Genomic DNA, 24520 nt, shown 5'->3' with positions numbered 1-24520 from the left:
GTTAGTTTTTGTGGGAGCGCATCAGGTGCGGCATCCCGTCTCAGGAAGCGTCGTTTTTGTACAGTTTATCAGACATTTGCGTATCCCCGACACGACTCAGGAGAGCACCGGTCATGGCGTGGAGATCGATGTGGAGGTGTGAGTTCTGTGGGTTGCCCTCGCTGGACCTCGCACTGGCGCCGGGTATAGTCGCGCCGCATTTCGCTGGAGCGGCCGTCAAGATGAGTCAAAAGTGATCGAGCTCTCGGCAGGACAGGGCCCCCGCGGCCGCGACGCCGCGGCGATCCCAGATTTCGATGCCGTCGCGTTCGGGCCATTTTCGCTGCGGTCGCGGCTGCTGGAGAAGGATGGCTTGCCGGTCAGGCTCGGCAGCCGTGCGATGGATATTTTGCGCCTGCTGGTCAGTCGCGCCGGCGAAGTGGTCCCGAAGAACGAAATTCTCGGCTATGCGTGGTCCGGACTTTCCGTCGAGGAGGTCAGCCTGCGCGTCCATGTCGCGGAGCTGCGCAAGGTGCTCGGCGACGGAAAGGATGGTGCCCGCTACATCACCAACATCCCGGGCCGGGGCTATTGCTTTGTCGCGCCCGTGCGGCGTGGCGGGCGCGCGGAGGTGGCTACACCGGCGTCGCGTGTGCCTGAAAGGGCCGCGCCGCCACCGTCGCTACCGCGCCGATTGGACCGGATGGTCGGGCGAGAGGACGCCGTGGCCGAGTTGGCAGCGCGCTTGCTCCGCGATCGCTTCGTCACGCTGCGAGGGCCGGGCGGCATCGGAAAGACCACCGTTGCGACTGCGCTCGCGCACGAGATGTGCGATAGCTTCGACGGCAACGTCCATTTCCTCGAATTCGGTCCGCTCAAGGACGGAGCGCTGGTCGCGAGCACGGTTGCAGCCGCGTTGGGCCTCGTCGTGCACCACGAGGACCCCTCGGCCAGCATCGTCAATTTCCTGCGCGGCCGCCGGCTGCTTCTCGTGCTCGACAGCTGCGAGCACGTCATCGAGGAGGTCGCGCGCCTTGCAGAAAACATCTACCGGGAGGCGCCTGGCATCGTCATCCTCGCAACCAGCCGCGAGTCGCTGCTGGTGGAAGGCGAGCAGATTTTCGAGCTCGTTTCGCTCCCCGGTCCGCCGCAGGGCACCCGCCTCAGTGCCGGCGAGGTGCTTGCTTATCCCGCCGTGCGCCTGTTCGTCGATCGCGCCGTCGCGGCGGGGCATCGCGACGACATCACCGACGAGGATGCCGAAGTCCTGGCCCGGATTTGCGGCAAGCTCGACGGCATCGCGCTGGCGATCGAGCTGGCTGCCGCACGTGTCGGTCTCTATGGACTGCGCGAGATGGCGGCGCTGCTCGACAACCGGCTGCAGCTCGAATGGCGCGGGCGGCGGACGGCGCCGCCGCGCCAGCAGACGCTCGGCGCTACGCTCGACTGGAGTTTCGGTCTGATCGGCGAGAGCGAGCGGATCGTATTTCAGCGCCTCGCCGTCTTCGCAGGTCACTTCACGTTGAGGGGCGCGATAGCAGTCGCGGCCGGGGCGGAGATGGCGGAGGATCGCGTCGTCGAGGCCCTGGAGCAACTCGTGGTGAAGTCGCTGGTTTCCACCCAGCCGGACGGCGCATCGCGGCGCTATCGCCTGCTCGACGCAACGCGTGCCTATGCCCTGCAGAAACTGGCCGACGGCGGACAGCTGGCGCAGATCGCGCATCGTCATGCTCTCTATGTTCAATGCACGCTCGAAGCGGGCATGAGGGACAAGGAGGGCGGCGATCATGCGTCACGTTTGCAGGAAAGCGCGAGCCTGCTCGCCGATGCCCGCGCTGCGCTGCAATGGGCTTATGCCAACGACGACGGCGCCGGCTTGCGCGTGCCGCTCGCCGGCAGCTGCACAAGGCTGTTCGTCGAACTCAATTTGCTGAACGAGGCCCGCATCTGGTCCGATCGCGCACTCGCAATGCTGGACGAGGCCGACCGGGGCGGCGCATGGGAGCTCGAACTTCAGTCGACGCTCGGTCACGCCTTGATGTTCACCGAACGTAACAGCGAGCAGGCGGAAGCGGCGCTCAGGCGCGGGCTGGAAATAGCGGAAGCGCTTTCCGATCACGCCAACACATTCAGGCTGTTGTCCCGGCTCAACATGTTCTACCGCCGGACCGGTCGCTATCGGCATCTGGTGCCGACTGCGCTTCACGCCGAGCGGATTGCCCGCGTCATCGGCGATACCGCGGGCATCGCCGGGAGCAAAGCGCTGCTCGGCGTGTCATATCACCTCGCCGGAGACCAGGCCGCGGCGCAGGCTCATCTCGACCAGGGCCTGCGAGACGACGCTGCGCTCCGCGGCACCCAACCCGGGCATTTCGCCTATTCACGCACACCGCAAATTCCGCTCGCGCGCGTGCTATGGCTGCGCGGCTTTCCCGATCGTGCGCTCGAATGCATCCGGCCGCTGGTCGGCGCTTCGGCGCCGCATGACGTGGTCATGCATTGTATCGCATTATGCTGGTCCGCTTCGGTATTCGGCTGGCTCGGCGACTGGTCGTCGGTCGAGGCCATGACCGGTCGTCTGACCGCGCATGCGAGCATGCACGGGCTCGTGCCTTACGAAGCCGTCGCGGCGGGTTTTCGGGCGCAGAGCATGATCGCTCGGGGCGAGGCGGCCGGCGGCGTCGACCTGATGCGGAGTGCGCTTCCACGCCTGCATGCCGACCGCTACGAACTCTATGCCTCGGCGTTCGCCGCGGATCTGTCTCGGGGCCTGGTCAGCTTGGGACAATTGACGGAAGGCATTCAGGTTCTTCACGAAACCATTCTGCGGGTCGAGCGGGAAGGCGGCGCGTTCGACATGCCCGAGCTGCTCCGTCTGCGGGGAGAGCTGGAGATCCAGGGCGGCAATCCCGACGCGGCCGAGGCCGATCTTGTCGCCTCGATCTCGCTCGCCGAACAGCAGGGCGCGCTATCGTGGCGGCTGCGAGCCGAGATGTCGCTGGCGCGGCTTCGAACCCGGCAGCATGTGCAAAATCCGCTCGAACAGCTCGCTCAAACCTATGCCCGGTTCTCCGAAGGGTTCGAGACCGCCGATCTCATTGCAGCACGGCGCATGTTGAACGAACCGGGGGCCTGAACAGTCGATACGACCGTCTCTTCTCGCTGCTGAGCGCGTCCATCAGCGCTCAACCCTTGTGTCCAGCCAGCCGCCCCAGGAAGTCGCGGACAAGCAAAGCGATCTCGTCGGTGGCTTCATCCAGCGCGAAGTGGCCGGCTTCGAGAATGTGAACCTCGGCATCCGGCACGTCGTCGCGATAGGCCGTCGCGCCTGCGACGGCGAATGACGGATCGTATTCGCCCCAGACCACCAGCGTCGGTGGCCGCGTCTGGCGCAACCAAGCCTGCCATTTCGGATAGGAGGCGACGTTGGTCCGGTAATCCAGGAACAGCGTGGTCTGAATCTCGGCCTGGCCGGGACGCGTCAGGAACGCGTATTCGTCGATCCAGGTGTCGGGGTCATAGCGCTCGGGACGCGGACTGGAGCCGAGATGCCGCTGACGCGTCGCCTCCAGGGACGTAAAGTTGGCCTTGAGCGCCTCGACCTCGTGCGCCGGGTCGGCCCAGTACTTCCTGCGCGCATTCCAGAGCGGGCTCAGCCCCTGCTCGTGCGAAACCGCGTTCTGGACGATGACACCGCGGACGCGTTCGGGATGCGCCAGCGCCATGCGGAAGCCGACAGGGCCTCCGTAGTCCTGCATGAACAGGACGTAGTCGGTGAGGCCGAGCTTCGTTGTGAGCTCGCCGATCACGGCGGCGATGTTGTCGAACGTATAGGTGAAGTCGCATGGCGGCGGCGCGCTGCTGTTGCCGAAGCCGGGATAGTCCGGCGCGATGAGATGATATTTGTCGGCGAGCAGCGGCATCAGCGGCTCCCACATCCGCGACGACGAGGGAAATCCGTGGAGCAGCAGCACCGTCGGAGCGTCGGTGGGCCCAGCCTCGCGGTAGAAAATCTCGAGACCCCGGATATCGGTCTTGTGATAGCTGATCGAGCGCCGGCTCGATCGCAGATCCTGTGCCGAGGCCTGCACGGTCGCGCAGGCCAAAGCGGCCGATAGGGCAAGAGTGGCTGGGATGTTCATGTCATCGCTCCGAATTCGGCATGTGAGGTGAAGATGTGTCGCAAGTAGGGGACATCCCCTTGTGACGGCGGCGTCGAGAGGCACCATCGCGGGCGCCTCTCGCGATGTGCCGCATCTGGGCTTTACGACGCGCGCGCCAGCGGCTCGCCCTTCAGGGCGGCGAGCAGGGCCTGCGCGGCCGGACCCGAGGAGTGCGGGTTCTGGCCCGTGATCAAGAGGCCGTCGGTGACGACGTGAACGCCCCAGTTTGCCGTCTTCGAGAAGACGGCGCCAAGCTTCAGCATTTCGTCTTCGACCAGGAAAGGCACCACCTTGGTGAGGCCGACGTCCTCCTCTTCACCATTGGTGAAACCGGTCACCTCCTTGCCCTGAACCAGGGGCTTGCCGTCGGGCGTCTTGACGTGGCGCAGCGCACCAGTCGAATGGCAGACCACGGCGACTGTCTTGCCGGCGGCAAGGAAGGATTCGATGAGCTTGACCGAGTCCTTGTCCTCGGCGAGGTCCCACATCGGGCCGTGACCGCCGGGATAGAAGACGGTGTCGAAATCTTCCTGCTTGACGCTGTCGAGGCGAACCGTCTTGTCGAGTTGGGCTTCGGCGGCGACGTCGGCCTCGAAGCGTAGCGTCAGGTCGGTGCGGAATTCGCGCTCGTTGCTCTTGGGGTCAAGCGGCGGACGGCCGCCTTTCGGCGAGGCGAGGGTGATCTCGGCCCCGGAATCCCTAAAGATGAAATAGGGGGCGGCGAGCTCCTCGAGCCAGAAGCCCGTCTTGCGCCCGGTGTTGCCGAGCTGATCGTGCGAGGTGATGACCATCAATATTTTCATGACCGTTCTCCTTGAGTGCGTTTGCTGCGATGACGCGCTCCATTGCGGTGGAGATGCGCGGAGCTGGGTCTCGTTCGAGCACGTCACGTCGTTCGTTGCTCGCGACCCCAATCTGCGCTCAAGGCCGACTGTTGGCTCGTTATGTATTGTTAGACGTTGAGAGTTGGAGATATCGCGCGGGCCGCTACTCGAAGACGGCGTCAAAGATCTCGACATCCATCAGCACGGGCTTGGCGACCACGGTTCCGTCGGGCCGCAGCGTCTGCGCGCGTCGGAGCGTCGGCACCACGATGCCGCCGAAGCTGTCATGGGCCCAGGAGTAATGCGCGACTTTCATTCCGAACAGATCGTGGTCGGTCCGCCGTTGCAATGCGTTCTCGTCGAAATAGAAGATCTGTTCGGGCGCGAGCGTGATCAGGCTCGGTGGGAATTGCGCCCGCAGCCGCCGCCATGACTCGTTATTCTCCTGCCACGGCGGCAGCTCCTCCACCAAGACATCGGGATGGGCGAGCAGGAATGGATTGGTCAGATAATTCCAGATCGCGACGCCGCAGAAGAAGACGAGATGCAGCTCGCCCGCGAGCGCGGGCGAACCGGCCTCGGTGAACGCAAGACTCGGATTGCGCCAGGTCCGCAGAATCTCACCTTCGAGGCTTTCGATCGTGATCGCGTCCGGCTGAAACGAGCCGGAGTGTTCGCCTCCGGTGATGCCGGTGAAGCGGACCGATTGCGTGCGGGTCGAGCCCTCCGCCGTCACGTCCTTGAATTCGCTGGCATGTCCGGTGCTGGAGAACAGCGTTCCCGCGACGGAGAGGTGAAGCGTGAACCGGCTCAAGCTATTCCAGCGGGCCATTCCGCCGCTGGCATCAATTACATCGTCAAGAAGCGCCATGTCCCGCCATATCCACCATGAAGTGCCACCACCATGGCGGGGCGGATGCGGCTTGGCGTGTTAGAATTTGTTAGGAGTTGCGAGCGGATAGCCTTGCGGTATCTCATTGAAGATACTCTCAATTCAGCGCCGCAAGGAGCTCCCTGGCGGCGACGAGATCACGGGTCTGGAGGCCCTCCCGGTACCGCGCGACGAGGGGGGCGAGCAGGGCGCGTGCGTCGGCGGCTTTTCCGGCCCCGCGCCAAACCCGGCCGAGACTAATTGCTCCCCGCAGCTCCCAGCCGAGCGCGCTTTGGCGGCGTGACAGATCGAGCGAGTCCAGGAAGCAGCTTTCGGCCTCCGCGGCATTGCCCGACCGGGCGAGGATGTCGCCCTTGACCCTGAGCATCTCCGGCATGTCGAAGGATTCGCCATGATCGGGAATCTCTGCGATGGCATCGTTGATGGTCTGCAAGGCTTCGTCGGCCTGGTTCTGCGCCACGAGTCCCTCCGCGAGCGCGGTCGCAAACACCGTGGTCATGATCCGGTGTCGCGTCGCGTACAGCGTGGCCTGGCTGCGGCGGAGGTGCTCGATGCCGGCGGCGACGTCGCCGCGGCGAAGCAGCAGCTCACCCTTCTGGCCGATGCCGACCGCGTGATAGGGCCCGAGGAAGTGCCGCGCGGAATGATCGATCAGCCGCTCGATCAGGATTTCCGCATTGGCCAAGTCGCCGACCCAGAGGAACACGTAGATGGTCCAGATCAAGGAAATACCGAGAGTGAGCGGCTGTTCGAGCAGCTCGGCTTCGCGAACGGTGTATCTCGACGCCTCGATCGCACGATCGGGCCGGCCGGTGAGCCAAAGCCCGCGTGCCAGCGCCACCAGTGCGACGATGCGGTCGTCATAGCCGAGATGGCCGATATTCAGCCGCTGCGAGCCGGGATTATGCAACATCGCGCTCTCGCAGAGCTGCACCGCCTTGTCCTGGTTGCCGATCAAATGATGGGCGACGCCCAGCATCCATTCGACGTTCAGCGTGCTGGCGGGATCGTTCAGCTTCCGCGCGACGCTCTCGCCCTGTTCCCCGGTTCCGAGTGCTCCGTGAAAATCTCCGACCCTGGTGAGATAGATGTGCAATCCGCGGAGCAGCCAGAGCTGCCAGTGCAAATCCTGGAGCTCCTGGGCAAGTTGGAGACTGCGCGTGAATGCCGAGCGGACCGCTTCGGTATTGCCCTGCGTGAACATCGCGGATACGCCGAGCGCGGCCTGCAAGATCATTTCATTGCGGCCATCCACCGCGCTCGCGTCGAGGGACGCCAGCGCCTGCTGGGTCCAGCGGTAGCATTCGGTCAGCAATGTCAGCTCGAGAAAGAATTGCGCCGCCGACGCCGCCAGATCCACGCCGATCGTTCGGTCCCCGCCGTCCGAAAAGCTCCAGGTCAGCGCGGCCCGGACATTGGGCAGGTGGTCGGCATAGGGAAGAAAGCCTCCGGCGCTCTGCATGCCCGTGGATTTGAGGGCGATGTCACGCAGGAAATCGCGGAAATATTCGGCGTGGGCACGTGCGACGCGGTCAGCTTCGCCGTTCTCGACGAGCTTCTCCGCGACGAAGGCACGCGTCGTATCCAGCAGGCGATAGCGCAGCCGCCGCTCCGCAGGCGAGGTCGCGATCAGCGATTTGGAAAGCAGGTTGGAGATCGCCTCGGCGGCTTCTGCCTCGCCGATGCCCTGACAGGATGCGACCGCAAGCGCGGCTTCCAGCGTGAACGGCCCGACGAAGGCCGACAATCCGCGCAGCGTTGCGCTTTCGGTTGCCGGCAGCAAATCATAGCTCCAGGCGAGCGCCGCACTCAGGGTGTGGTGTCGCGGGACAGCGGTGCGCCGGCCGCGCCATAGCAGGGAGAAACGGCTGTCGAGCAGCGAGGCGGTGCCGGCAATGCCATAGGCGTTCACACGCCCGGCCGCGAGCTCGATCGCGAGCGCGATGCCGTCCAATCGACGGCAGATGTCGGCCACAAGCGGCGCATCCTCCTCGCTGAGCTCGAATTCGCTCAGGCTCTCTGCAATGCGTTCCACAAAAAGCTGAGTTGCGGGATAGGCAAGGATGTCGGCGATGCCGAGTCCGTCGCGCTGTGGCGGGCAATCCAGTGGAAACAGCCGATGGACACGCTCACCTTCGGCGCGGAAGGATTCGCGGCTGGTGGCGAGAATATGCAGCTCACCCGCTTCCCGGACGATGCGCTCCGCCAGAGGGGCGAGATCGTCGAGGATGTGCTCGCAACTGTCGAAGACCATCAGCATCCGCCGGTTGCGCAGGAACGTCAGCAACCCCGGCACCGGATCGTCGGAATTGACTGTCAGGCCCAGCGCGGCCGCGATCGTTCCCGCAACGAGCCGGGTCTCCCTCAGCGCGCCAAAATCGACAAAACACACCTGGCCGTCGAAGGCCGGGAGCTCGCCATGCGCCACGGCCAGTGCGACCGAGGTCTTGCCGATCCCGCCGGGACCGACGATCGTGACGAAGCGATGCAAAACGAGCTCGGCGGAAATTCTCTGGACCGCATCGTCCCGCCCGATCATCTTTGCCAGCGGCGAGGGCAACGAGCGCGGCGAAGCAACGGGCAGGCTGGTCCGGTTCTCCGAAGGGGCAGCCCGGAGCAGCGCCGCCGTGAAGCAATAACCTCGTCCGGGGACGTTGACGACGTAGCGGGACCCTTCGCCCGGATCGCCCAAGGCCTTGCGCAGCGTCGTGATGTGAAAGCGCAGGCTGCCTTCGTCCACATTCACGTCGGCCCAGACCCGCCGGATCAACTCACGCTTGTCCACGACCTCGCCGGCGCGCTCGGCGAGAAAAACGAGGATGTCGAGCGCACGGCCGCCGAGGTGAACCGGGGCGCCGTCCTTCTCGAGCAGCCGCGTCTTTGCGAACAGCCGGAATGGCCCGAAAGCAATGGCCGAATCCTGGTCGTTAGTGTCCGGCACGGGCCAATCATTCCAGTGAGAGCTGAACTCTGCACTTTGATCTAGCAGAAGGGAACCCTGAGTAAACTGGTCGAAAGTGGCGAAATCGCGTGGAGGGTGCCGGCAATTGGCCGGTCGCGCGCGACGATCCGTCGCAAATTGTACTCAACGCGAGCCTCTTTCGGAGCGATCGGGACAACCCGGCAGTGTGCTTGACCGACCAGCTCACGTTCGGAGTGCCCGTCGTCGGACCCCCATCATAACAGAATCTTGCAACGTCTAACGAGCAATGCGCGCGAACTGCATCCAGTATCCGTTCCGAGTTTGACGCTAATTCCAACGGGGAGGCTACGATGTCCGGTATCAATGCTCGGCCGAATGACGACGTCGTTCGATCTCAATTTGTGGCCAGTTTAGACGATCAGTCGCGTGACTGGGAGCTCGTGCTGCGGGAATCCCACCATCGGATGAAGAACACGCTAACGATACTGGGTGCGTCAGTCCGCCGCGATTTCACCCGAACGGGTACCAGGGACGTATCGCTTGCAGCGGACCGGCTCGAGCGGCGCATTGTCGCCTTCGGCAGGCTCTATCAACTCTTGTCCGACAATGACGACCATACGGCGATCCCGGTGGCGGCCTTCTTCGAAAATCTGTGCGGAGCGATTTCCGAGGCCGTGCTGGAGCCGGCGGGCATCCGCTGCGAGGCTGCAATTGAAAGCGGCACGCTGCCGGCGTCGCAATGCCATCGGCTCGCGCTGATGCTGACGGAGCTGGTAACGAATGCGGCCAAGCATGCCTTCCCGAACAGGAATGACGCACTGATCCGCATCGAGACGGCCAATCGCGACGGCGCCTGGTTCTGCACGGTAATAGACAACGGGATCGGCGCGACCGGGCCGCTTCAGGGCACCGGCAGCCGGATTCTCGAAGGACTCGCACGCAGCATTCACGCCCGGCTGCAGGGCGAGGCGGGAGAGGACGGCACACGCGTAACCATCGTGATGCCGATCACAGCTGCTTGAAGCTCGCCTTAGATCCAACCCAGGGAGTTCGACATGGCCACTACCGAAATCGACCGCGACGCCGCGGCCAAGCTTTCCAATAAGCCTTCCAACAAGTCTTCCAACAAGTCTACGAAGACGCCTTCGACATCGCCTAGCGTCGATCAGCGGCTCGAGGTGATCGTGATCCCGGTGTCCGATGTCGATCGCGCCAAGGCCTTTTACGCGCGTCTCGGTTGGCGACTGGACGCCGATTTTGCCTCCGGCGATGACTGGCGCGTGATCCAGTTCACGCCGCCGGGTTCGGCCTGCTCGGTGATCTTCGGCAGGAACGTGACGGCGGCAGCGCCGGGCTCGGCGCGAGGCTTGTACCTGATCGTCTCCGATCTGGAGGCGGCGCGAACGGATCTGCTCGACCGCGGCGTCGAGGTCAGCGCTCCATTCCACGGTGCCGGCGATGTTCACGCGGGGACCGACGAGCCTTATCTCTCCGGCAGCGTTCGGGTGAGCGGTGCTGACCCGAAGGGCGGCAGCTACGGCTCATATGCGTCGTTCAGCGATCCCGACGGCAATGGCTGGTTGTTCCAGGAGGTCACGACGCGATTGCCGGGACGGATCGCGGGCGACGGCACGACATTCGCTTCGCAGGCTGCGCTGGCCGCAGCACTGCGCCGCGCGGCGGCGGCCCATGGCGAGCACGAAAAGCGGACCGGCGGGCACGACGAGAACTGGGCCGATTGGTACGCCGATTACATCGTCCGCGAACAGGCGGGCCAGCCGCTGCCATCCTGAGCTGGGCAGCACGGATTCTTCGACTGATGCAAGCCGACACGGCGCGCGATGACTGAGCTCATCGCGCGCCGTGTTGTTTTGGCGGCGCGCGTCGCGCGTCGACGATCGCTCTCCTCGGTGTCGCGCGGCTCGCAACGGCTAACGCGCTCTAACAACCCATAACGAGCAAATTGCCAGGGCCTGCGCCAATCTCTCGGCATGGCGAACCGAGGCGTTTATGTCAAATTCGGTCAGCGTCACCGACCAAAGCCAGGGAGATCGAACATGACCACGCAAGCACGTACCGACATTCTCAATCCAGACCGCCGTCAACTGTTGAGCCAGGCCGCGATGGCCGCGGTTGCCGCAAGCGTATCGAGCCTGCTGCCGCTGCACTCCGCGAAGGCCGGCGTGAGTGGGGCGGTTCGCCCGTTCCACGTCAGCGTGCCCGAGCAGGATCTGCTCGATCTCCGTCGCCGTCTCGCCGCGACGCGCTGGCCTGATCGTGAGATCGTTGCCGATCAATCGCAGGGCGTGCAACTGACGACGGTGCAGCAGCTCGTGAGCTACTGGCAGAACGACTACGACTGGCGCAAGATGGAGGCGCGGCTGAATGCCTTGCCGCAATTCGTCACCGAGATCGACGGCGTCGACATCCATTTCATTCACGTCCGCTCCAGGCACGGGAATGCCTTGCCGATGATCGTCACGCATGGCTGGCCCGGTTCGATCATCGAGCAGATGAAGATCGTCGGCCCGCTCACCGATCCCGCCGCACACGGCGCGACGGCGGCGGACGCTTTTGATCTCGTGATCCCTTCGCTCCCAGGCCACGGTTTCTCCGGCAAGCCGGCGGAGCTGGGCTGGGATCCCCAGCGCGTCGCGCGTGCCTGGATCGTGCTGATGAAGCGGCTCGGCTACAACCGCTATGTCGCGCAAGGCGGCGATTGGGGCAATGCCGTGACGGAGCAGATGGCAGTGATCGCGCCGCCGGAACTGCTCGGCATCCACACCAACATGCCCGCGACCGTTCCTGACGACATCGCCAAGGCGCTTCAGCCCGGCGGATCGCGGCCGTCGAACCTCTCGGCCGACGAGCGCTACGCTTACGATCAGCTCGAGGACTTCTACAAGCACGGTCTCGGCTACGCGATCGAGATGTCCAACCGGCCGCAGACACTCTATGGCCTGGTGGATTCGCCGGCGGGCCTCGCGTCCTGGATGCTCGACCATGATGCGCGCAGCGCCGCATTGATCGCCCGGGTGTTCGACGGCAAGACGGAAGGGCTGTCGCGCGACGACGTGGTCGACAACATCGCGCTCTACTGGCTCACCAACACCGCGGTGTCGTCGGCGCGGCTGTACTGGGAGAACAAGCTGGTGTTCTTCGAGCCCAAGCACATCAAGATCCCGGTCGCCGTCAGCGTCTTCCCGGACGAGATCTACGCTGCGCCGCGCAGCTGGACCGAGAAGGCCTATCCGAGGCTGATGCACTACAACCGTCTCGACAAGGGCGGCCATTTCGCCGCCTGGGAGCAGCCCGCGTTGTTCTGCGCGGAAATGCGCACCGCCTTCCGACCGCTGCGTCAGTCGATCTGAGACCTGCGGGGACGCGCACTTCCGCGCGTTCCCTTCTTTCCCCACAGACCAGGAATCCAATCATGAACCGCCCCGAACGCACCTTCACGACCGACCAAATCCGCCTGGAACGTCGGCTGCCGTCGTATTGGCGTGTCACCTTCGACATGCCCCCAGTCAATATCTTCGGCCCCAAGCAGCTTCCGCTTCTTGATGACGTCGTCAAGGCGATCGAGACCGATCCTGAGGTGAAGGTCGTGGTGTTCGACAGCGCCGTCGAAGGCTTCTTCATCACGCATTACGACTTCCTCGCGCCGCTGGAGGATTCGCTTCGTATCCCGCCGGGGCCGACGGGCCTGCAGGCACTGCCCGACATGCTGGTGCGTCTCAGCCGCGCGCCGGTGGTTTCGATTGCCTCGATTAGGGGCCGTGCGACCGGCGTCGGCAGCGAACTGGCGCTGGCAAGTGATATGCGCTTTGCCAGCCGCGAAAAGGCGGTCCTGTCGCAATGGGAGGTTGGTGCGGGCCTGGTGCCCGGCGGCGGCCCGATGGCGCGGTTGCCGCGCCTGATGGGCCGCGGCCGCGCGCTCGAGGTTCTGCTTGGCGCCGACGATATCCACGGCGATCTCGCCGAACGTTACGGCTATGTGAACCGCTCGTTGCCGGATGCCGAGCTCGATGGCTTCGTCGAGGCGCTGGCCATGCGCATCGCGCCCTTCGACAAGGAGGCGATTGCCGAGACCAAGCGCCTCGTCGACGTTGCGAGCCTGCCACCGGATATCGAGATCAAGCCGGAATGGGACGCGTTCCTGGCCTCGCTCAGCCGCCCGGCAAGCCAGAGCCGCATCAAGGCGCTGATGTCGCGCGGCTTCCACCGCGCCGGTGATGTCGAGAACCGGCTCGGCTTCCATGTCGGACAGATCGGTAGCTAAAGCGTTTTCAAGCGAAGTGGATACCGGTTCGCGTGAAGAAAACGCGTCAAAGCAAGAATCAAGTCCCGTTCCGATTTTATCGGAACGGGATTTGACGGAACTGCTGCGGCGCTCGGCCGGTTGGAACGGCGACAGGCGGTCGTGCCAATGTCGCTTTCGTACCGTACCGAGTGCCGGTGCTAAAAAAATCAACCAGGAGAATTGAGATGATCCGCAAGGCAACAGCAGTCTGGAAAGGCACCGGTCGCGATGGCACTGGTCAGTTATCGAGCGAATCCGGCGTGCTCGCCGCGACGCCTTATTCGTTCAAGACCCGCTTTGAGAACGAGAAGGGCACCAATCCCGAGGAATTGATCGCTGCGGCCCATGCCGGCTGCTTCACTATGGCGCTGGCCTTCGGCCTGCAACTCGCCGGCTTCACGCCGGACGAGCTCACGACTGAAGCTGCGGTCAGCCTCGAGCCGGAAGGCAAAGGCTTCAAGATCAGCAAATCGGCGCTGACGCTACGTGCCAAGGTGCCGAACCTCGACGACGCTGGTTTCGCCAAGATCGCGGGCGAGGCCGAGAAGAACTGTCCGGTGTCGAAGGTGCTCAACGCCGCAATCACGCTCGACGCGAAGCTGACGTAAGGCGCGCTCAATTTATGTCCATCTGGTTCTGCTTGGGGAAGCTGAGGTCGTCGAAGCTTTGGCCTCCACGAGAGGAACCGGATGGGCAAATGCCCGGCTTTCGACTGGGCCGCCGAAAGCATAGGATGCGACGGGTTCAGAACGGACAGACCGATCAATTGGGAGTGGAGATATGACAACGGAACGCGCAATTTTGGCCGGAGGCTGCTTCTGGGGCATGCAGGATCTGATCCGCAAGCAACCGGGCGTGGTCTCCACCCGCGTCGGCTATACCGGCGGCGCGGTGAAGAATGCCACCTACCGCAACCATGAAGGTCATGCCGAAGCGATCGAGATCACCTTCGATCCCGCCAAGACCAGCTTTCGGACCATGCTGGAGTTCTTCTTCCAGATCCACGATCCGACCACGCTCAACCGCCAGGGCAATGATTTGGGCACGAGCTATCGCTCGGCAATCTTCTATACCAGCGACGAGCAGAAGCGGATCGCCAAGGACACGATTGCAGACGTTGAGGCGTCCGGTCTCTGGCCTGGCAAGGTCGTGACCGAGGTCGCGCCCGCGGGCGAGTTCTGGGAAGCCGAGCCGGAGCATCAGGATTATCTCGAACGCTATCCGGACGGGTACACCTGCCACTTCATCCGCCCCGACTGGAAGTTGCCGCGGCGCGGGGCTGCCGCGGCAGGCTAAAGCTGGTCGTCGCTATTGCCGGGGAGAGCCATGGCTGAAATCCGCGAGATCATCGCCGGCATCCGCAGATCACATCGACCGCTTTTCGGGCCATCTCCCTCAGCTCGGAGCGGCGGGCGCCGGCACGGGCGCGAATGGCGATGGTGTGCATCGTGGCTGAAGCGAAAATGGCAAGCGCCGCCGGATCGGCGTCGCGCTTCAGTTCGCCCTTGTCCTGCGCGAGCCGGAAGCGGGCTTCGAAATCGGCATCTATCATGCGCAGTCCCGCCGCAACGCTGCTCCGGATCGCGGCATCTTCTGCGACTTCGGTCACCGCCGTCCCCACCACGAAGCAGCCGCGTGCGGCTCCCTTGCCGGAAAAGTAGATCGACAGCGCCGCGTCATAGGCCAGGATCAGCGCTTCGTCCAAGGGATGGTCCCCGGCGAGAGCCTCACGCGTCGCGGCAAGGCTGATCTCCCAATACCGCGCGAGGGCCTCGAGATAGAGCGCATGCTTGTTGCCGAACACCGCGTAGAGGCTCGGCGGACTCATCCCGGTCGCGGCAGCGACCTTGTCCAGGGAGGTACCGGAATAACCGGTCCTCCAGAACGTTTCCGTTGCCCGCTTCAAGGCCGTCTCTGCGTCGTAGGCCGGTGGGCGTCCCCGGCGCGCCGGGCTCGTTTCGCTCTTTTTCCGTGCCATATCGTCAGAACCCCGGTTGGCATGTTCCACACGCATATTTGTATGGATCGTTATAAAAATCAAGGTCGCGGACTTGATCGCCGCGTCGGGGTACAATATTTGTAACGAACGTTATTAAATAGATTGAACCCGAGGATCTTCCGATGCGTTTCGATTTCGCGCCAATCGCCGGCGGGCTCGGCGTTCGCAACAGCTTCCGCCCGAGCGACGCAGCCGCCCAATGGTTTGGGGCAGGGCTCGGCAAGCCGCTGCGACGGCCGCTGATGCTTGCGCTGCCGATGGCGGCGGCCGTGGTCGGCGCATTCATCTATCTGGCGCAGGAGCAATATGTCTCGACCGACGACGCCTTTGTGCGTGCCGCCAAGGTGACCATCAACGCGCGCGTTTCCGGCCAGGCGGTCGAGATAGCCGTGCGTGACAACGAGCGCGTCCGGCGGGGGCAGGTGCTGTTTCGCATCGACCCGGAGCCTTATCAAATTGCCGTCGACCAGGCCGAGGCGCGCCTCGGCAGTGCGCGGCTCCAGATCGAATCCCTCAAGGCGACCCACCGTCAGCAGCAGGCGGAGCTGCAGTCGGCCAAAGAGACGGCTACGTTCGACGAGCACGAATTCGACCGCAAGAGGATGCTGGTTGCCTCCGACTTCACGCCACGCGCGGTCTATGAACGGGCCGAGACGGATCTCAAGGTCGCTCGCCAGCGCGTGGCGTCGGTCGAGCAGCAGATCGCCACCACGATCGTCGCACTCAACGGCGAGCTTGAGGGTGATGTCGATCGCCATCCGGCAGTCCGCGCAGCCAAGGCACAATTCGACCGTGCGCGGCTGGATCTCTCCTACGCCACCGTGACGGCGCCGGACGACGGCATCGTGACCAAGGTCGACGATCTCCAGATTGGTGGCTTCGTCAATGCCGGGGCACCGACGTTCTCGTTGCTGTCGAGCCGGCACGTCTGGGTCGAGGCGAATTTTCGCGAGACCGGTCTCACTCATATGCGCCCTGGCCAGGAGGCGACGATCGACGTCGATGCCTATCCCGATCGCAAGTTCAAGGCACACATCGTCAGCATGAGTCCGGGGACCGGCTCGGACTTCTCGCTCCTGCCGCCCGAGAATGCGACGGGAAACTGGGTCAAGGTCGTCCAGCGATTGCCGGTGCGCTTGGAACTCGACGATCTCGATCCAAACCGGCCGCTGTTCTCAGGCATCAGCGTGACGGCGCGGGTCGATACAGGCCATCGCCGCAGCTGGGCGCATCTGCTCCAACCGGCGCTTGCGATGGAGGGCAAATGAGTACGCCCCTCCCATCGTCCACGGCGCCCGGCGGTCATCACGCGATCGCCGCGGCCGCCCTCATGGCGACCTACATGCAGGCCGTCAACATCTCGATACCGAACGCGGCGCTACCCCATATTCAGGCGACGCTCTCGATGGCCAATGACGAGGTCGGTTGGGTGTTTTCCTCGTATATCGCGGCGAGCGCCGTGACCATGTCGATCACGCAATGGCTGGCGGGACGCTACGGTCGGAAGGTGGTCTATCAGGCCGCCGTCACGATCTTCGTGTTGGGTCTCGCGCTCGACGCGCTGGCGACGACGTCGATTCAGTTCGTGCTGGCGCGAATCCTCCAGGGCGCGGCGAGCGGACCGCTGGCACCGCTCTCGCTGGCGATCCTGCTCGAGGCGACATCGCCGGTGCGACATGCGCGCATGAGCCTGGCGTGGACCGTCTGCTCCCTACTCGGCATCAGCAGTGGCCCGGCCATTGGCGGCTGGCTCAGCGAATATTACGGCTGGCCCTCGATCTTCTATTTCAGCCTGCCGATGACGGGCTTCATTTTCCTGACGATGGCTCAGCTGCTCCGCGAGAAGCGGGCGGAGCGGAGCCGGTCCTTCGACTTCTTCGGTCTGACGACGTTCTCCGTCGGCATGATCGGGTTGCAGATGTTGCTCGACCGCGGGGAGCGCCTCGAATGGTTCGCCTCGACGGAAATCTGGATCGAGGCGGGCGCCTCCGTGCTCGGCTTCTATCTCTTCATCGTGCACGTCATGACGACAAAGGAGCACTTTCTCCGCACGGCGCTGTTCAGGGACCGCAATCTCGTGCTCTCGACGGTCATCTCCTTCGCGCTTGGCTTCGTGCTGCTGCCGACCCTGGCCTTGACGTCCCCGATGCTGGAGGAATTGCTCAACTACCCCGTCGACACCACCGGATACATGACCGTTCCTCGCGGCGTCGCGCTAGTGGGGGCGCTGGTGCTGACGAGCCTGGTCCCGGCGCAGATCGACTACCGGCCGTTCCTCGTGGGTGGAATGACGCTGGTGGTCTATGCCAACTGGCTGATGCTTGGCTATTCACCGGCGATGGATTGGCGGCCGGTCGTCGAGGCCGGCCTGCTCCAGGGAGCGGGTGTCGGCATGTTGCTGCCCGCGCTCGCCAGGGCCGCGTTCGGCACGCTCGATCCGAAGCTCCGCCCGGAAGGCAGCGCGCTGATCAACCTGTCGCGCCTCTATGGCAGCACCATTGGCATCGCGGTCGTCCAGCTCTTCTTCTACGCCAACACGCAGGCTGTGCATGTCGCACTCGCAAAGAACCTCACGCCCTATCGTGTCGCCGCTTACGTCGGGGGCTCGGTCGGCAAGCCGGGTCTTGCGGCCCTCAACGGCATGGTCACGCGTCAGGCGGCGACCGTCGCGGTCATCGACCAGTTCGAGATCCTGATGTTCGCCATGCTCGTCATGATTCCGCTCGTGTTTTTTCTCCGTAAGCCGCGGCCTACCGGTTAACGCCTGGAGTCGTGGAATGACATCGCATCGTCAATTTCGAATACCTCGTCCCTTACTTTTGAGGGAGCTGAGGGCAAACAAAGGAGCATCAGCATGACAACGTCGGATTCGCTTCGTTATACGAGAATTCTAACTCATCAATCCGGGACGATTCCCGCGGTGGGATTTGGCACGCTCATTCCGGATCCGCTCGTGACCAGGCGGGCCACCAAGGCTGCATTGGAGGCCGGATTTCGACATCTTGATTGCGCGGAGCGCTATCGCAACGAAGAGGCGGTCGGCGATGCGCTGCGGGAGGCATTCAAGGCGGGGACGCTTCAGCGCAAGGACCTGTTCGTTACGACGAAGCTATGGAACACCAATCATCGGCCGGAACGGGTCAGGCCTGCCTTCGACGGCAGTCGCCGGCGGCTGCAACTCGACGAGATCGATTGCTACATCATCCATACGCCCTTTGCCTTTCAACCCGGCGACGAGCAGGACCCGAGGGATGAGCACGGTCGGGTCATCTATGATTCAGGGGTTACGCTGGCGGAGACATGGGGGGCGCTGGAGCGCCTCGTCGACGAGGGGCACTGCAAGTCGATCGGTCTGTCGGACATCACCCTGGACAAGCTGCGCGAGATCGTTTCGATCGCGCGGATCAGGCCCGCCATGGTGCAAGTCGAATCGCATCCGTATCTTCCCGAATGGGACCTGCTCGACTTCTGTCGAGAGCACGGGATTGTCTTGCAGGCGTTTGCAGCGCTGGGACACGCCATGAAGCCGAACGTGCTAGCCGATCCGGTGATCACTGCCATCGCGGAGCGCTTGCACAGGACGCCGGCTCAAATTGCGCTGGCGTGGGCCCTCCAGCGCGGCACCGCTTTCCTGACGACTTCGACCAATTCCCGGCGCATCCAGGAAAACTTCGATATTTCGGCCTTGCCCGAAGACGCCATGCGAGAGATGAGGGACCAGATTACGACAAACATCAGGTTCAACACGGTCGTCGAGACCGGCGTGCCCGGATTCATTCCGCGGGCCGGATGAATCGGCGCCGGTCAGCCGACTCGTCAAGCCCGGAGCTGCTCGATCAGATCGTGGGCGCTGCGGATCTCGGCAATGCCGGCGCCCTCGGTGAACGGCCCGCATGCGCGTTGCAGAATTGCCAAGGCCTCCGCGCTCTGGCCGGCCCCGATCATGTACCGCGCCAGGCTGACCGCGCTTCGCAGCTCCCAGAAACGCGCGCCTTGCTGGACGGCAATGTCCATGGCCTCGCGAAAGCGCGCCTCGGCATCCTCTGAATGCCGGGCGTTCCTGAGCATCAACTCTCCCTTGATGCGGATCAGCTCCGGCAGATACCAGAGCTCCTGCCGGTCGTTGCAGCGGGTCAGGACATCCTCGATCACGTCGAGCCCGCGATCGACCTGGTCGGCCTCTCCGGAACACGCGGCGAGCTCGCCGAGCAAGGGCAGAAAGCGCGGCAGGAAGCGCGCATCGCCGGCGCGATTGAGCTCCTCGCGCAGCAGCGGCAGGCCAGTCGTGACGTCGCCGCGCCTGACCATGACTGCGGCGTTGAAGGCCCGTGCCCACAGGCCCCACAGCCGGATGGCGTGGCGCTCGGTGTGTTCGAGCAGCTCGATGCCGTGACGCTCGGCGGCGTCGAAATCGCCGGACCAGAAGGCGATCGGGCAGGCGGCTTGTCCGAGCACGCTGCAGAATGTCAGCGCGTGGCCGTTGGCGCGGCCTTCCTCGATGTTTCTGGCGGTGAGGGCCTGAGCCTGATCGGCCAGACCCTGAAGCCACAGGATGCGAGCTCGAAAATATTGCGTCGATATTCTCAGATCGAGCGGGAAGATTTTCGGCTTCTCCGCCAACACATGCAACGATGCATTGACCCGGTCGATGCGCAGCCGAGCCTCGTTCTGATCCCCGAGATAATGCAGCGCGACGGCCATCAGCCGGTCGCCCAGCATGACATCGGTCCTGTCGGGCGAGTTCGCGGCTGCGTTCGCAAAGCGATCGGCGAGCGCACGGGCCTTGCCGAACTGTCCGTTATTGAACTGGTCGATGCACAAGCCCCAGAGCGCGCGCAGCCGGAAATCCTTGTCGTCGAGCCTGTCAGCCAGCTCGAGGGTCGTCTCGAGGATCGGCCGCGCCTCGCGCGCGCGGCCCTCGCCATACATCAGCGACCATCCGAGCGCCGACAGCAGCTGCATGCGGATGCGGTCGTCGTCGGCGGTGTCTCCGAGCGCCGCGAGCGCCGTTCTGCTGCGCTCACGGCATTCCGCGAACAGCGAAAGACGCACCCACAGCGTGACTGCGGCCGACGTCAGCGCGATCCCGAGTTTCGGCTCGCCGTCGGGCCCGAAGGCCCAGTCCAACGCCGCGCGCACATTGTCCAGCTCCGCGCCATACATGCTCAGCCATTCGGGCAGCGGCGTCGAAATATCGGCCTCCGCGCGCTGGAATAAATCGCGAAAATGCTCGGCATGACGCCGCGCGAACTGCCCGGCTTCGCCGAGCTCGTTGAGTTTTCCGTATGCATAGGTGCGCGTGGTGTCGAGCAGCCGATAGCGCAGCGTCCGCGAGCCGGACGGCGAAATCAGAGACTTGGTCACCAGGCTGTCGATTGCTTCGAGGGTCTCGGAGGCGTTGAGGCCGTCACCCGACGCGACCGCCGCAGCCGCCTCCGGCGCGAAAGGCCCGGCGAAGACCGACAGGCGTCGCAGCGTTGCGCTCTCCGCGGCAGGCAGAAGGTCGTAGCTCCAGTCGAGCGCCGCAGCGAGTGTCTGGTGCCGCGGCACGGCGGTGCGTCGGCCGCGCCATTGCAGCGAAAAGCGGCTGTCGAGCAGGGATGCCGTGCCGGCGATGCCGTAAGCATTGACGCGGCCCGCCGCGAGCTCGATTGCCAGCGCGATGCCGTCGAGGCGCCGGCAGATGCTCGCGACGAGGGGGGCCTCTTCCGCGCTGAGCTGGAACGGGCCCGAGCTCTGCGCAATGCGCTCCACAAAGAGCTGAGCCGCAGGGTAGGCAAGGACCTCGTCGACAGCAAGCCCTTCGCGCTCGGGCGGACAGTCCAGCGGGAACAGCCGGAAAATTCGCTCGCCTTCGCTCCGGAACGACTCGCGGCTGGTTGCGAGAACACGAAGCTGCGGTGCTTCGCGAACGATGCGCTCGACCAGCGGCGCCAAATGATCCAGCACATGTTCGCAACCGTCGAAGATCAGCAGGGCCGGGTCGGTCTTCAGAAACGTCAGCAGGGCCGGCGTCGGATCCTCCGCGCTGATGGTCAGTCCGAGCGCCGAAGCAATGGTGGTCGCGATGTGACTGGCATCCCTCAGCGGACCGAAATCGACAAAGAAGACTCGCCCGCCGAAATCCTGGGAGCGGCGATGCCCGACGGTGACGGCGACCGAGGTCTTGCCGATGCCGCCCGGGCCGACGACGGTCATGAAGCGATAGAGCGAAAGTCCGTTCGAGATCTTCTCGATGACACCTTCCCGGCCGACCATCCTGGTGAGCTGAGCGGGCAAGGAGCGGGGAGGGGCGCTTTCGGCCGGGAGCGGGGCGGCCGGAGGAGCTGCTTGAGCGAACGAGGCGACAAAGCAATAGCCGCGGCCGGGCACGTTGACGACGTAACGCGCCGACTTGCCGGTGTCGCCGAGCGCCTTGCGTAGCGCTGCGACATGGAAGCGCAGGCTACCCTCGTCGACATTGACGCCGGCCCAGATGCGCTTGACCAGCTCTCTCTTGTCGACCACTTCTCCGGGGCGTCCGGCAAGGAAGATGAGAATGTCGAGCGCGCGGCCGCCGACATGAAGCGGCGAGCCCTCCTTCTCCAGGAGCCGGGACTTCGGAAACAGTCGAAATGGCCCAAAGGAAATGGCCGAATCTTCGCTACGATCTGGCACGCGCCATCGCCCCCTCGAAGGGAGTCAAAAGGTATTACTTTCTGATCTAACAGAACGAGGCGTACAGTAAACCGGTCGAAAGCAGTGGGCAGGGCTGACAGCCCTGCGCGGACGGATGGCTCGCCGAAATAATGCTTGTGAAATAAAGAGTTAGGCCGACATGACAATGCGATGACGCCGGGGCACGGCCGGATGGAGCATTGACTGTGATGCCGGATTGCTGCGATGGCATGGTCCGGGAGCCGGTCCCGCCACCACATTGACTGCCGACTTCCGGAATTTCCAGCATGGCCTCTTTCACGCGGCGACAATTGGTGCACGCGTTGTCGGGCGCAGCGGCGCTCGCCGCGCTTCCCCGCAGCGGACAAGCCGCCGACTATCCGTCTCGTCCCATTCGCCTGGTGATTCCCTACGGAGCCGGCGGATCGGGTGACCAGATCGCGCGCCCCTGGGTGGACAGGATGCCGTCGCTGCTCGGGCCGACCTTCGTCGAATATATCGGCGGCGCGGGCGGCGCCATCGGGACCGCGGCGGTCGCGCGCGAGGAGCCCGACGGCTATTCGCTGCTGCTCGGCAACGGCAGCACGCAGGTCATCATTCCCATGACGGCGGCAAATCCCGGATATTCCGTTGGCGATTTCCGCGCCATCTACCGGCTGATCAACAGCGCGCTGGTTTTCGCCGTCAATCCTTCGGTGCCTGCCGCAAACCTGCGCGAGTTGATCACCTATGCGAAAGCCAATCCAGGAAAGCTGTCCTATGGCACGCCGGGGATCGCCACCGGAAACCATCTGGTCGGCGAATCCTTCAAGCAGCAGGCCGGCGCGCTGGACATCGTCCACGTGCCCTATCGCGGCATCGCGCAGGCGACCAACGACCTCGTCAGCGGCCAGATATCGCTCGTCATTGCCGTCATGTCCGTTCAATTGCAGCAGCTGGCCCAAGCGGGAAGAGTCAGGCTGCTTGCGGTCACCACCGAAACGCGGCTGAGCGGCGCGCCGGAGATCCCGACCGCCGTCGAATCCGGCATGCCCGGCATCCGGTATGAGGGATGGTTCGGTCTGTTCGCACCCAAGGACACCGACGATGCGATCATCGACCGGATCGCGCAGGCGACGCGGCTCGCCATGGCCGATAGGGCGCTTCTGGCGAGCTATCGCGCCCAGGGCATGGAGCCGGACAACGATTCAAGCCCGGACAAATTCCAGCGCATCGTCGAGGCCACATCCGCAAGCCTCGCGCCCCTGATCAAATCGATCGGGCTGAGCAATTTGTGAAGCCGCTCAGGCATCGGCGCGCGTGACAATGCGCGCCGTCAGCGTGACGAGGCCCATCAGCGCGGTCAGGAGCCAGAACGCCACCGGCAATCCGCCAAGACGTGCGACGAAGCCGACACCGGCGGGACCCACGAGAACGCCGGCGTAGCCGGCGGTCGTGATCGCCGCGACGGCGAGGCCCGTTGGCATCACCTTCTGCCTCGCCGCTCGGCGGAACAGCACCGGCACGAGGTTGGATGCGCCGAGGCCGATGAGTAGGAAGCCGCCTATGGCGACCGCCACGACGGGAGCGGTGAGCAGGACCACGAAACCCGCGATCGCAATCAGGCTGCCCCAGAACAATGTCGTGCGGTCTCCGATGCGCGCGACGACGGCGTCGCCGGCGAGCCGCCCAATCGTCATCGCGACCGAGAACACGATGTAGCCGATCCCGCCTTGCGCTTCGGAAACGAGACCCGCGCCGATGACGAGCAACGCGCCCCAATCGAGCATCGCGCCTTCGACGAGGAAGGTGATGGCGCAAAGCAGCGCGAGCAGGAGCACGGCGCCATGCGGCAGCACGAACAGCGGTCCTTCCTGCACCTGCACGGAGCGAAGCAGCCGCGGCCAGGCCCCAAGCATCGCGATCAGCATCAGGACGGAGCAGATCAGCGTGCAAGCGAGCGCGCCGAGTTGCAGCGAGAGCAGTGCGGTCATGAGCGCGGCCCCGGCGAAGCCGCCGATACTGAACAGCGCGTGGAAGCCGGACATCAGCGGACGTCCCGCGGCGCGCTCCACCTCAACCGCGTGGATGTTCATGGCGACATCGATGGAGCCGAGCGCGGCGCCGAATGCGAGGAGTGCCAGCGCCAGCATCGCGGGCGAGTTCGCGATTGTCAGCAGAGGCAGGACCAGGGCAAGACCGATCCCGCCCGCCATGATGATCGGCTTGCTGCCATAGCGCGCACTCAGCACGCCGGTCAGAAGCATCGCGACGACCGAGCCGATGCCGAGGCTGAGCAGGAGCAGTCCGAGGATGCCGTCGTCGACGGCGAGCCGCGCCTTCGCGAACGGCACCAGTGGTGCCCAACACGCCATGCCGAAACCCGCGACGAGGAAGGCAAGTCTGGTCGCAAGGCGTGTCGCTGGCCTGTCGGCAGAAGACATGGGAACTCCGGGAAGGGGGAATCAGGGCAGGGGCAGTCGACAAGCCCCGCAATTGTCGCGTCTTTATGTCCGCGGCGGACTCGGATTGTCGCAGGCGGCCCCCGGGCGGCCGCAAGCGGACACCAGGCCTTTTGGCTCGTCACCGGCATCTCGGCGCGCCGGTGGGCTGCGCCGTCGGGCGAAACACCTTGACAGCCCGACCCGCACCGGTGTCAAGCCGCACTGATGAAAATATTCCGCTTTACCGAAATTCGGAAACGGCGTATGTGTCGCCCATCCTGGCTCATCCTTGAGGGGCGATCTTGTGGTCGTCATGTTCGCGAGCCGGGCTTGCGGTGGACGCGGCAGCGTTCGGGT

Annotated in this window: 18 protein-coding genes; 11 read left to right on the top strand and 7 right to left on the bottom strand. The window is 64.4% G+C overall.

Going from position 1 to position 24520, the window contains the following annotated elements; all coding sequences use genetic code 11:
* Positions 1-232 precede the first annotated feature (232 nt).
* The gene (locus tag AC0L3B_RS31120; protein WP_085361019.1) at positions 233-3115 is read left to right on the top strand and encodes an ATP-binding protein; all 2883 of its coding nucleotides are present in this window, start codon (positions 233-235) and stop codon (positions 3113-3115) included.
* Positions 3116-3164: 49 nt separating this feature from the next.
* Here AC0L3B_RS31120 and AC0L3B_RS31115 read toward each other — a convergent pair whose 3' ends face one another.
* The 4 genes from AC0L3B_RS31115 to AC0L3B_RS31100 all read right to left on the bottom strand — a co-directional run bounded on the left by AC0L3B_RS31115 (position 3165) and on the right by AC0L3B_RS31100 (position 8799).
* Complete coding sequence (locus AC0L3B_RS31115; protein ID WP_085348989.1) at positions 3165-4121, bottom strand: alpha/beta fold hydrolase; 957 nt, start codon at positions 4119-4121, stop codon at positions 3165-3167.
* A gap of 122 nt (positions 4122-4243) precedes the next feature.
* On the bottom strand, positions 4244-4945 hold the full coding sequence (locus AC0L3B_RS31110) for a type 1 glutamine amidotransferase domain-containing protein (RefSeq protein WP_085384006.1): 702 nt from the start codon (positions 4943-4945) through the stop codon (positions 4244-4246).
* A gap of 184 nt (positions 4946-5129) precedes the next feature.
* On the bottom strand, positions 5130-5837 hold the full coding sequence (locus AC0L3B_RS31105) for a hypothetical protein (RefSeq protein ID WP_085348991.1): 708 nt from the start codon (positions 5835-5837) through the stop codon (positions 5130-5132).
* A 118-nt stretch (positions 5838-5955) separates the two neighbouring features.
* A complete protein-coding gene (locus tag AC0L3B_RS31100; protein ID WP_473381612.1) occupies positions 5956-8799 on the bottom strand; it encodes an ATP-binding protein in 2844 nt (947 codons plus the stop codon).
* A 332-nt stretch (positions 8800-9131) separates the two neighbouring features.
* Between AC0L3B_RS31100 and AC0L3B_RS31095 the strand changes: the two genes are divergently transcribed.
* The 6 genes from AC0L3B_RS31095 (at position 9132) to msrA (ending at position 14380) form a co-directional block, all read left to right on the top strand.
* Positions 9132-9803, top strand: coding sequence for a sensor histidine kinase (locus tag AC0L3B_RS31095; protein WP_085384008.1), 672 nt, complete (start codon positions 9132-9134; stop codon positions 9801-9803).
* Between the two features lie 33 nt (positions 9804-9836).
* Positions 9837-10574: a VOC family protein gene (locus AC0L3B_RS31090; protein WP_473381611.1), complete on the top strand. Its 738-nt coding sequence runs from the start codon at positions 9837-9839 to the stop codon at positions 10572-10574.
* Positions 10575-10838: 264 nt separating this feature from the next.
* Entirely contained in the window at positions 10839-12152 is a 1314-nt protein-coding gene (locus AC0L3B_RS31085; RefSeq protein ID WP_473381610.1) for an epoxide hydrolase family protein, read from the top strand.
* Between the two features lie 62 nt (positions 12153-12214).
* On the top strand, positions 12215-13063 hold the full coding sequence (locus AC0L3B_RS31080; RefSeq protein ID WP_473381609.1) for an enoyl-CoA hydratase/isomerase family protein: 849 nt from the start codon (positions 12215-12217) through the stop codon (positions 13061-13063).
* Between the two features lie 206 nt (positions 13064-13269).
* Positions 13270-13692: an OsmC family protein gene (locus tag AC0L3B_RS31075; protein ID WP_018460340.1), complete on the top strand. Its 423-nt coding sequence runs from the start codon at positions 13270-13272 to the stop codon at positions 13690-13692.
* Between the two features lie 172 nt (positions 13693-13864).
* Positions 13865-14380 carry a peptide-methionine (S)-S-oxide reductase MsrA gene (msrA, locus tag AC0L3B_RS31070; RefSeq protein ID WP_026234007.1) on the top strand — a complete coding sequence of 172 codons (516 nt, stop codon included), beginning with the start codon at positions 13865-13867 and terminating at the stop codon, positions 14378-14380.
* Positions 14381-14429: 49 nt separating this feature from the next.
* On the opposite strand, the gene AC0L3B_RS31065 is transcribed toward msrA, so the two are convergent.
* A complete protein-coding gene (locus AC0L3B_RS31065; RefSeq protein WP_247393606.1) occupies positions 14430-15158 on the bottom strand; it encodes a TetR/AcrR family transcriptional regulator in 729 nt (242 codons plus the stop codon).
* A gap of 47 nt (positions 15159-15205) precedes the next feature.
* Between AC0L3B_RS31065 and AC0L3B_RS31060 the strand changes: the two genes are divergently transcribed.
* The 3 genes from AC0L3B_RS31060 (at position 15206) to AC0L3B_RS31050 (ending at position 18876) form a co-directional block, all read left to right on the top strand.
* Positions 15206-16351 carry an HlyD family secretion protein gene (locus AC0L3B_RS31060; RefSeq protein ID WP_018460337.1) on the top strand — a complete coding sequence of 382 codons (1146 nt, stop codon included), beginning with the start codon at positions 15206-15208 and terminating at the stop codon, positions 16349-16351.
* A complete protein-coding gene (locus AC0L3B_RS31055; RefSeq protein ID WP_473381608.1) occupies positions 16348-17844 on the top strand; it encodes an MDR family MFS transporter in 1497 nt (498 codons plus the stop codon). The genes AC0L3B_RS31060 and AC0L3B_RS31055 overlap by 4 nt, the downstream gene beginning before the upstream one ends.
* A 93-nt stretch (positions 17845-17937) precedes the next feature.
* On the top strand, positions 17938-18876 hold the full coding sequence (locus AC0L3B_RS31050; protein ID WP_473381607.1) for an aldo/keto reductase: 939 nt from the start codon (positions 17938-17940) through the stop codon (positions 18874-18876).
* A 23-nt stretch (positions 18877-18899) separates the two neighbouring features.
* Here AC0L3B_RS31050 and AC0L3B_RS31045 read toward each other — a convergent pair whose 3' ends face one another.
* Entirely contained in the window at positions 18900-21740 is a 2841-nt protein-coding gene (locus AC0L3B_RS31045) for an ATP-binding protein (RefSeq protein WP_247473845.1), read from the bottom strand.
* A 287-nt stretch (positions 21741-22027) separates the two neighbouring features.
* On the opposite strand from AC0L3B_RS31045, the gene AC0L3B_RS31040 reads away from it, so the two are divergent.
* The gene (locus AC0L3B_RS31040; protein WP_473381606.1) at positions 22028-23017 is read left to right on the top strand and encodes a Bug family tripartite tricarboxylate transporter substrate binding protein; all 990 of its coding nucleotides are present in this window, start codon (positions 22028-22030) and stop codon (positions 23015-23017) included.
* A 6-nt stretch (positions 23018-23023) separates the two neighbouring features.
* On the opposite strand, the gene AC0L3B_RS31035 is transcribed toward AC0L3B_RS31040, so the two are convergent.
* Entirely contained in the window at positions 23024-24163 is a 1140-nt protein-coding gene (locus tag AC0L3B_RS31035) for an MFS transporter (RefSeq protein WP_473381605.1), read from the bottom strand.
* Between the last annotated feature and the right edge of the window lie 357 nt (positions 24164-24520).

This window comes from Bradyrhizobium sp. Kon56, assembly GCF_055807635.1.
Note: the sequence above shows the minus strand (reverse complement) of the source record. Positions and strands in the feature narration are given on the sequence as shown.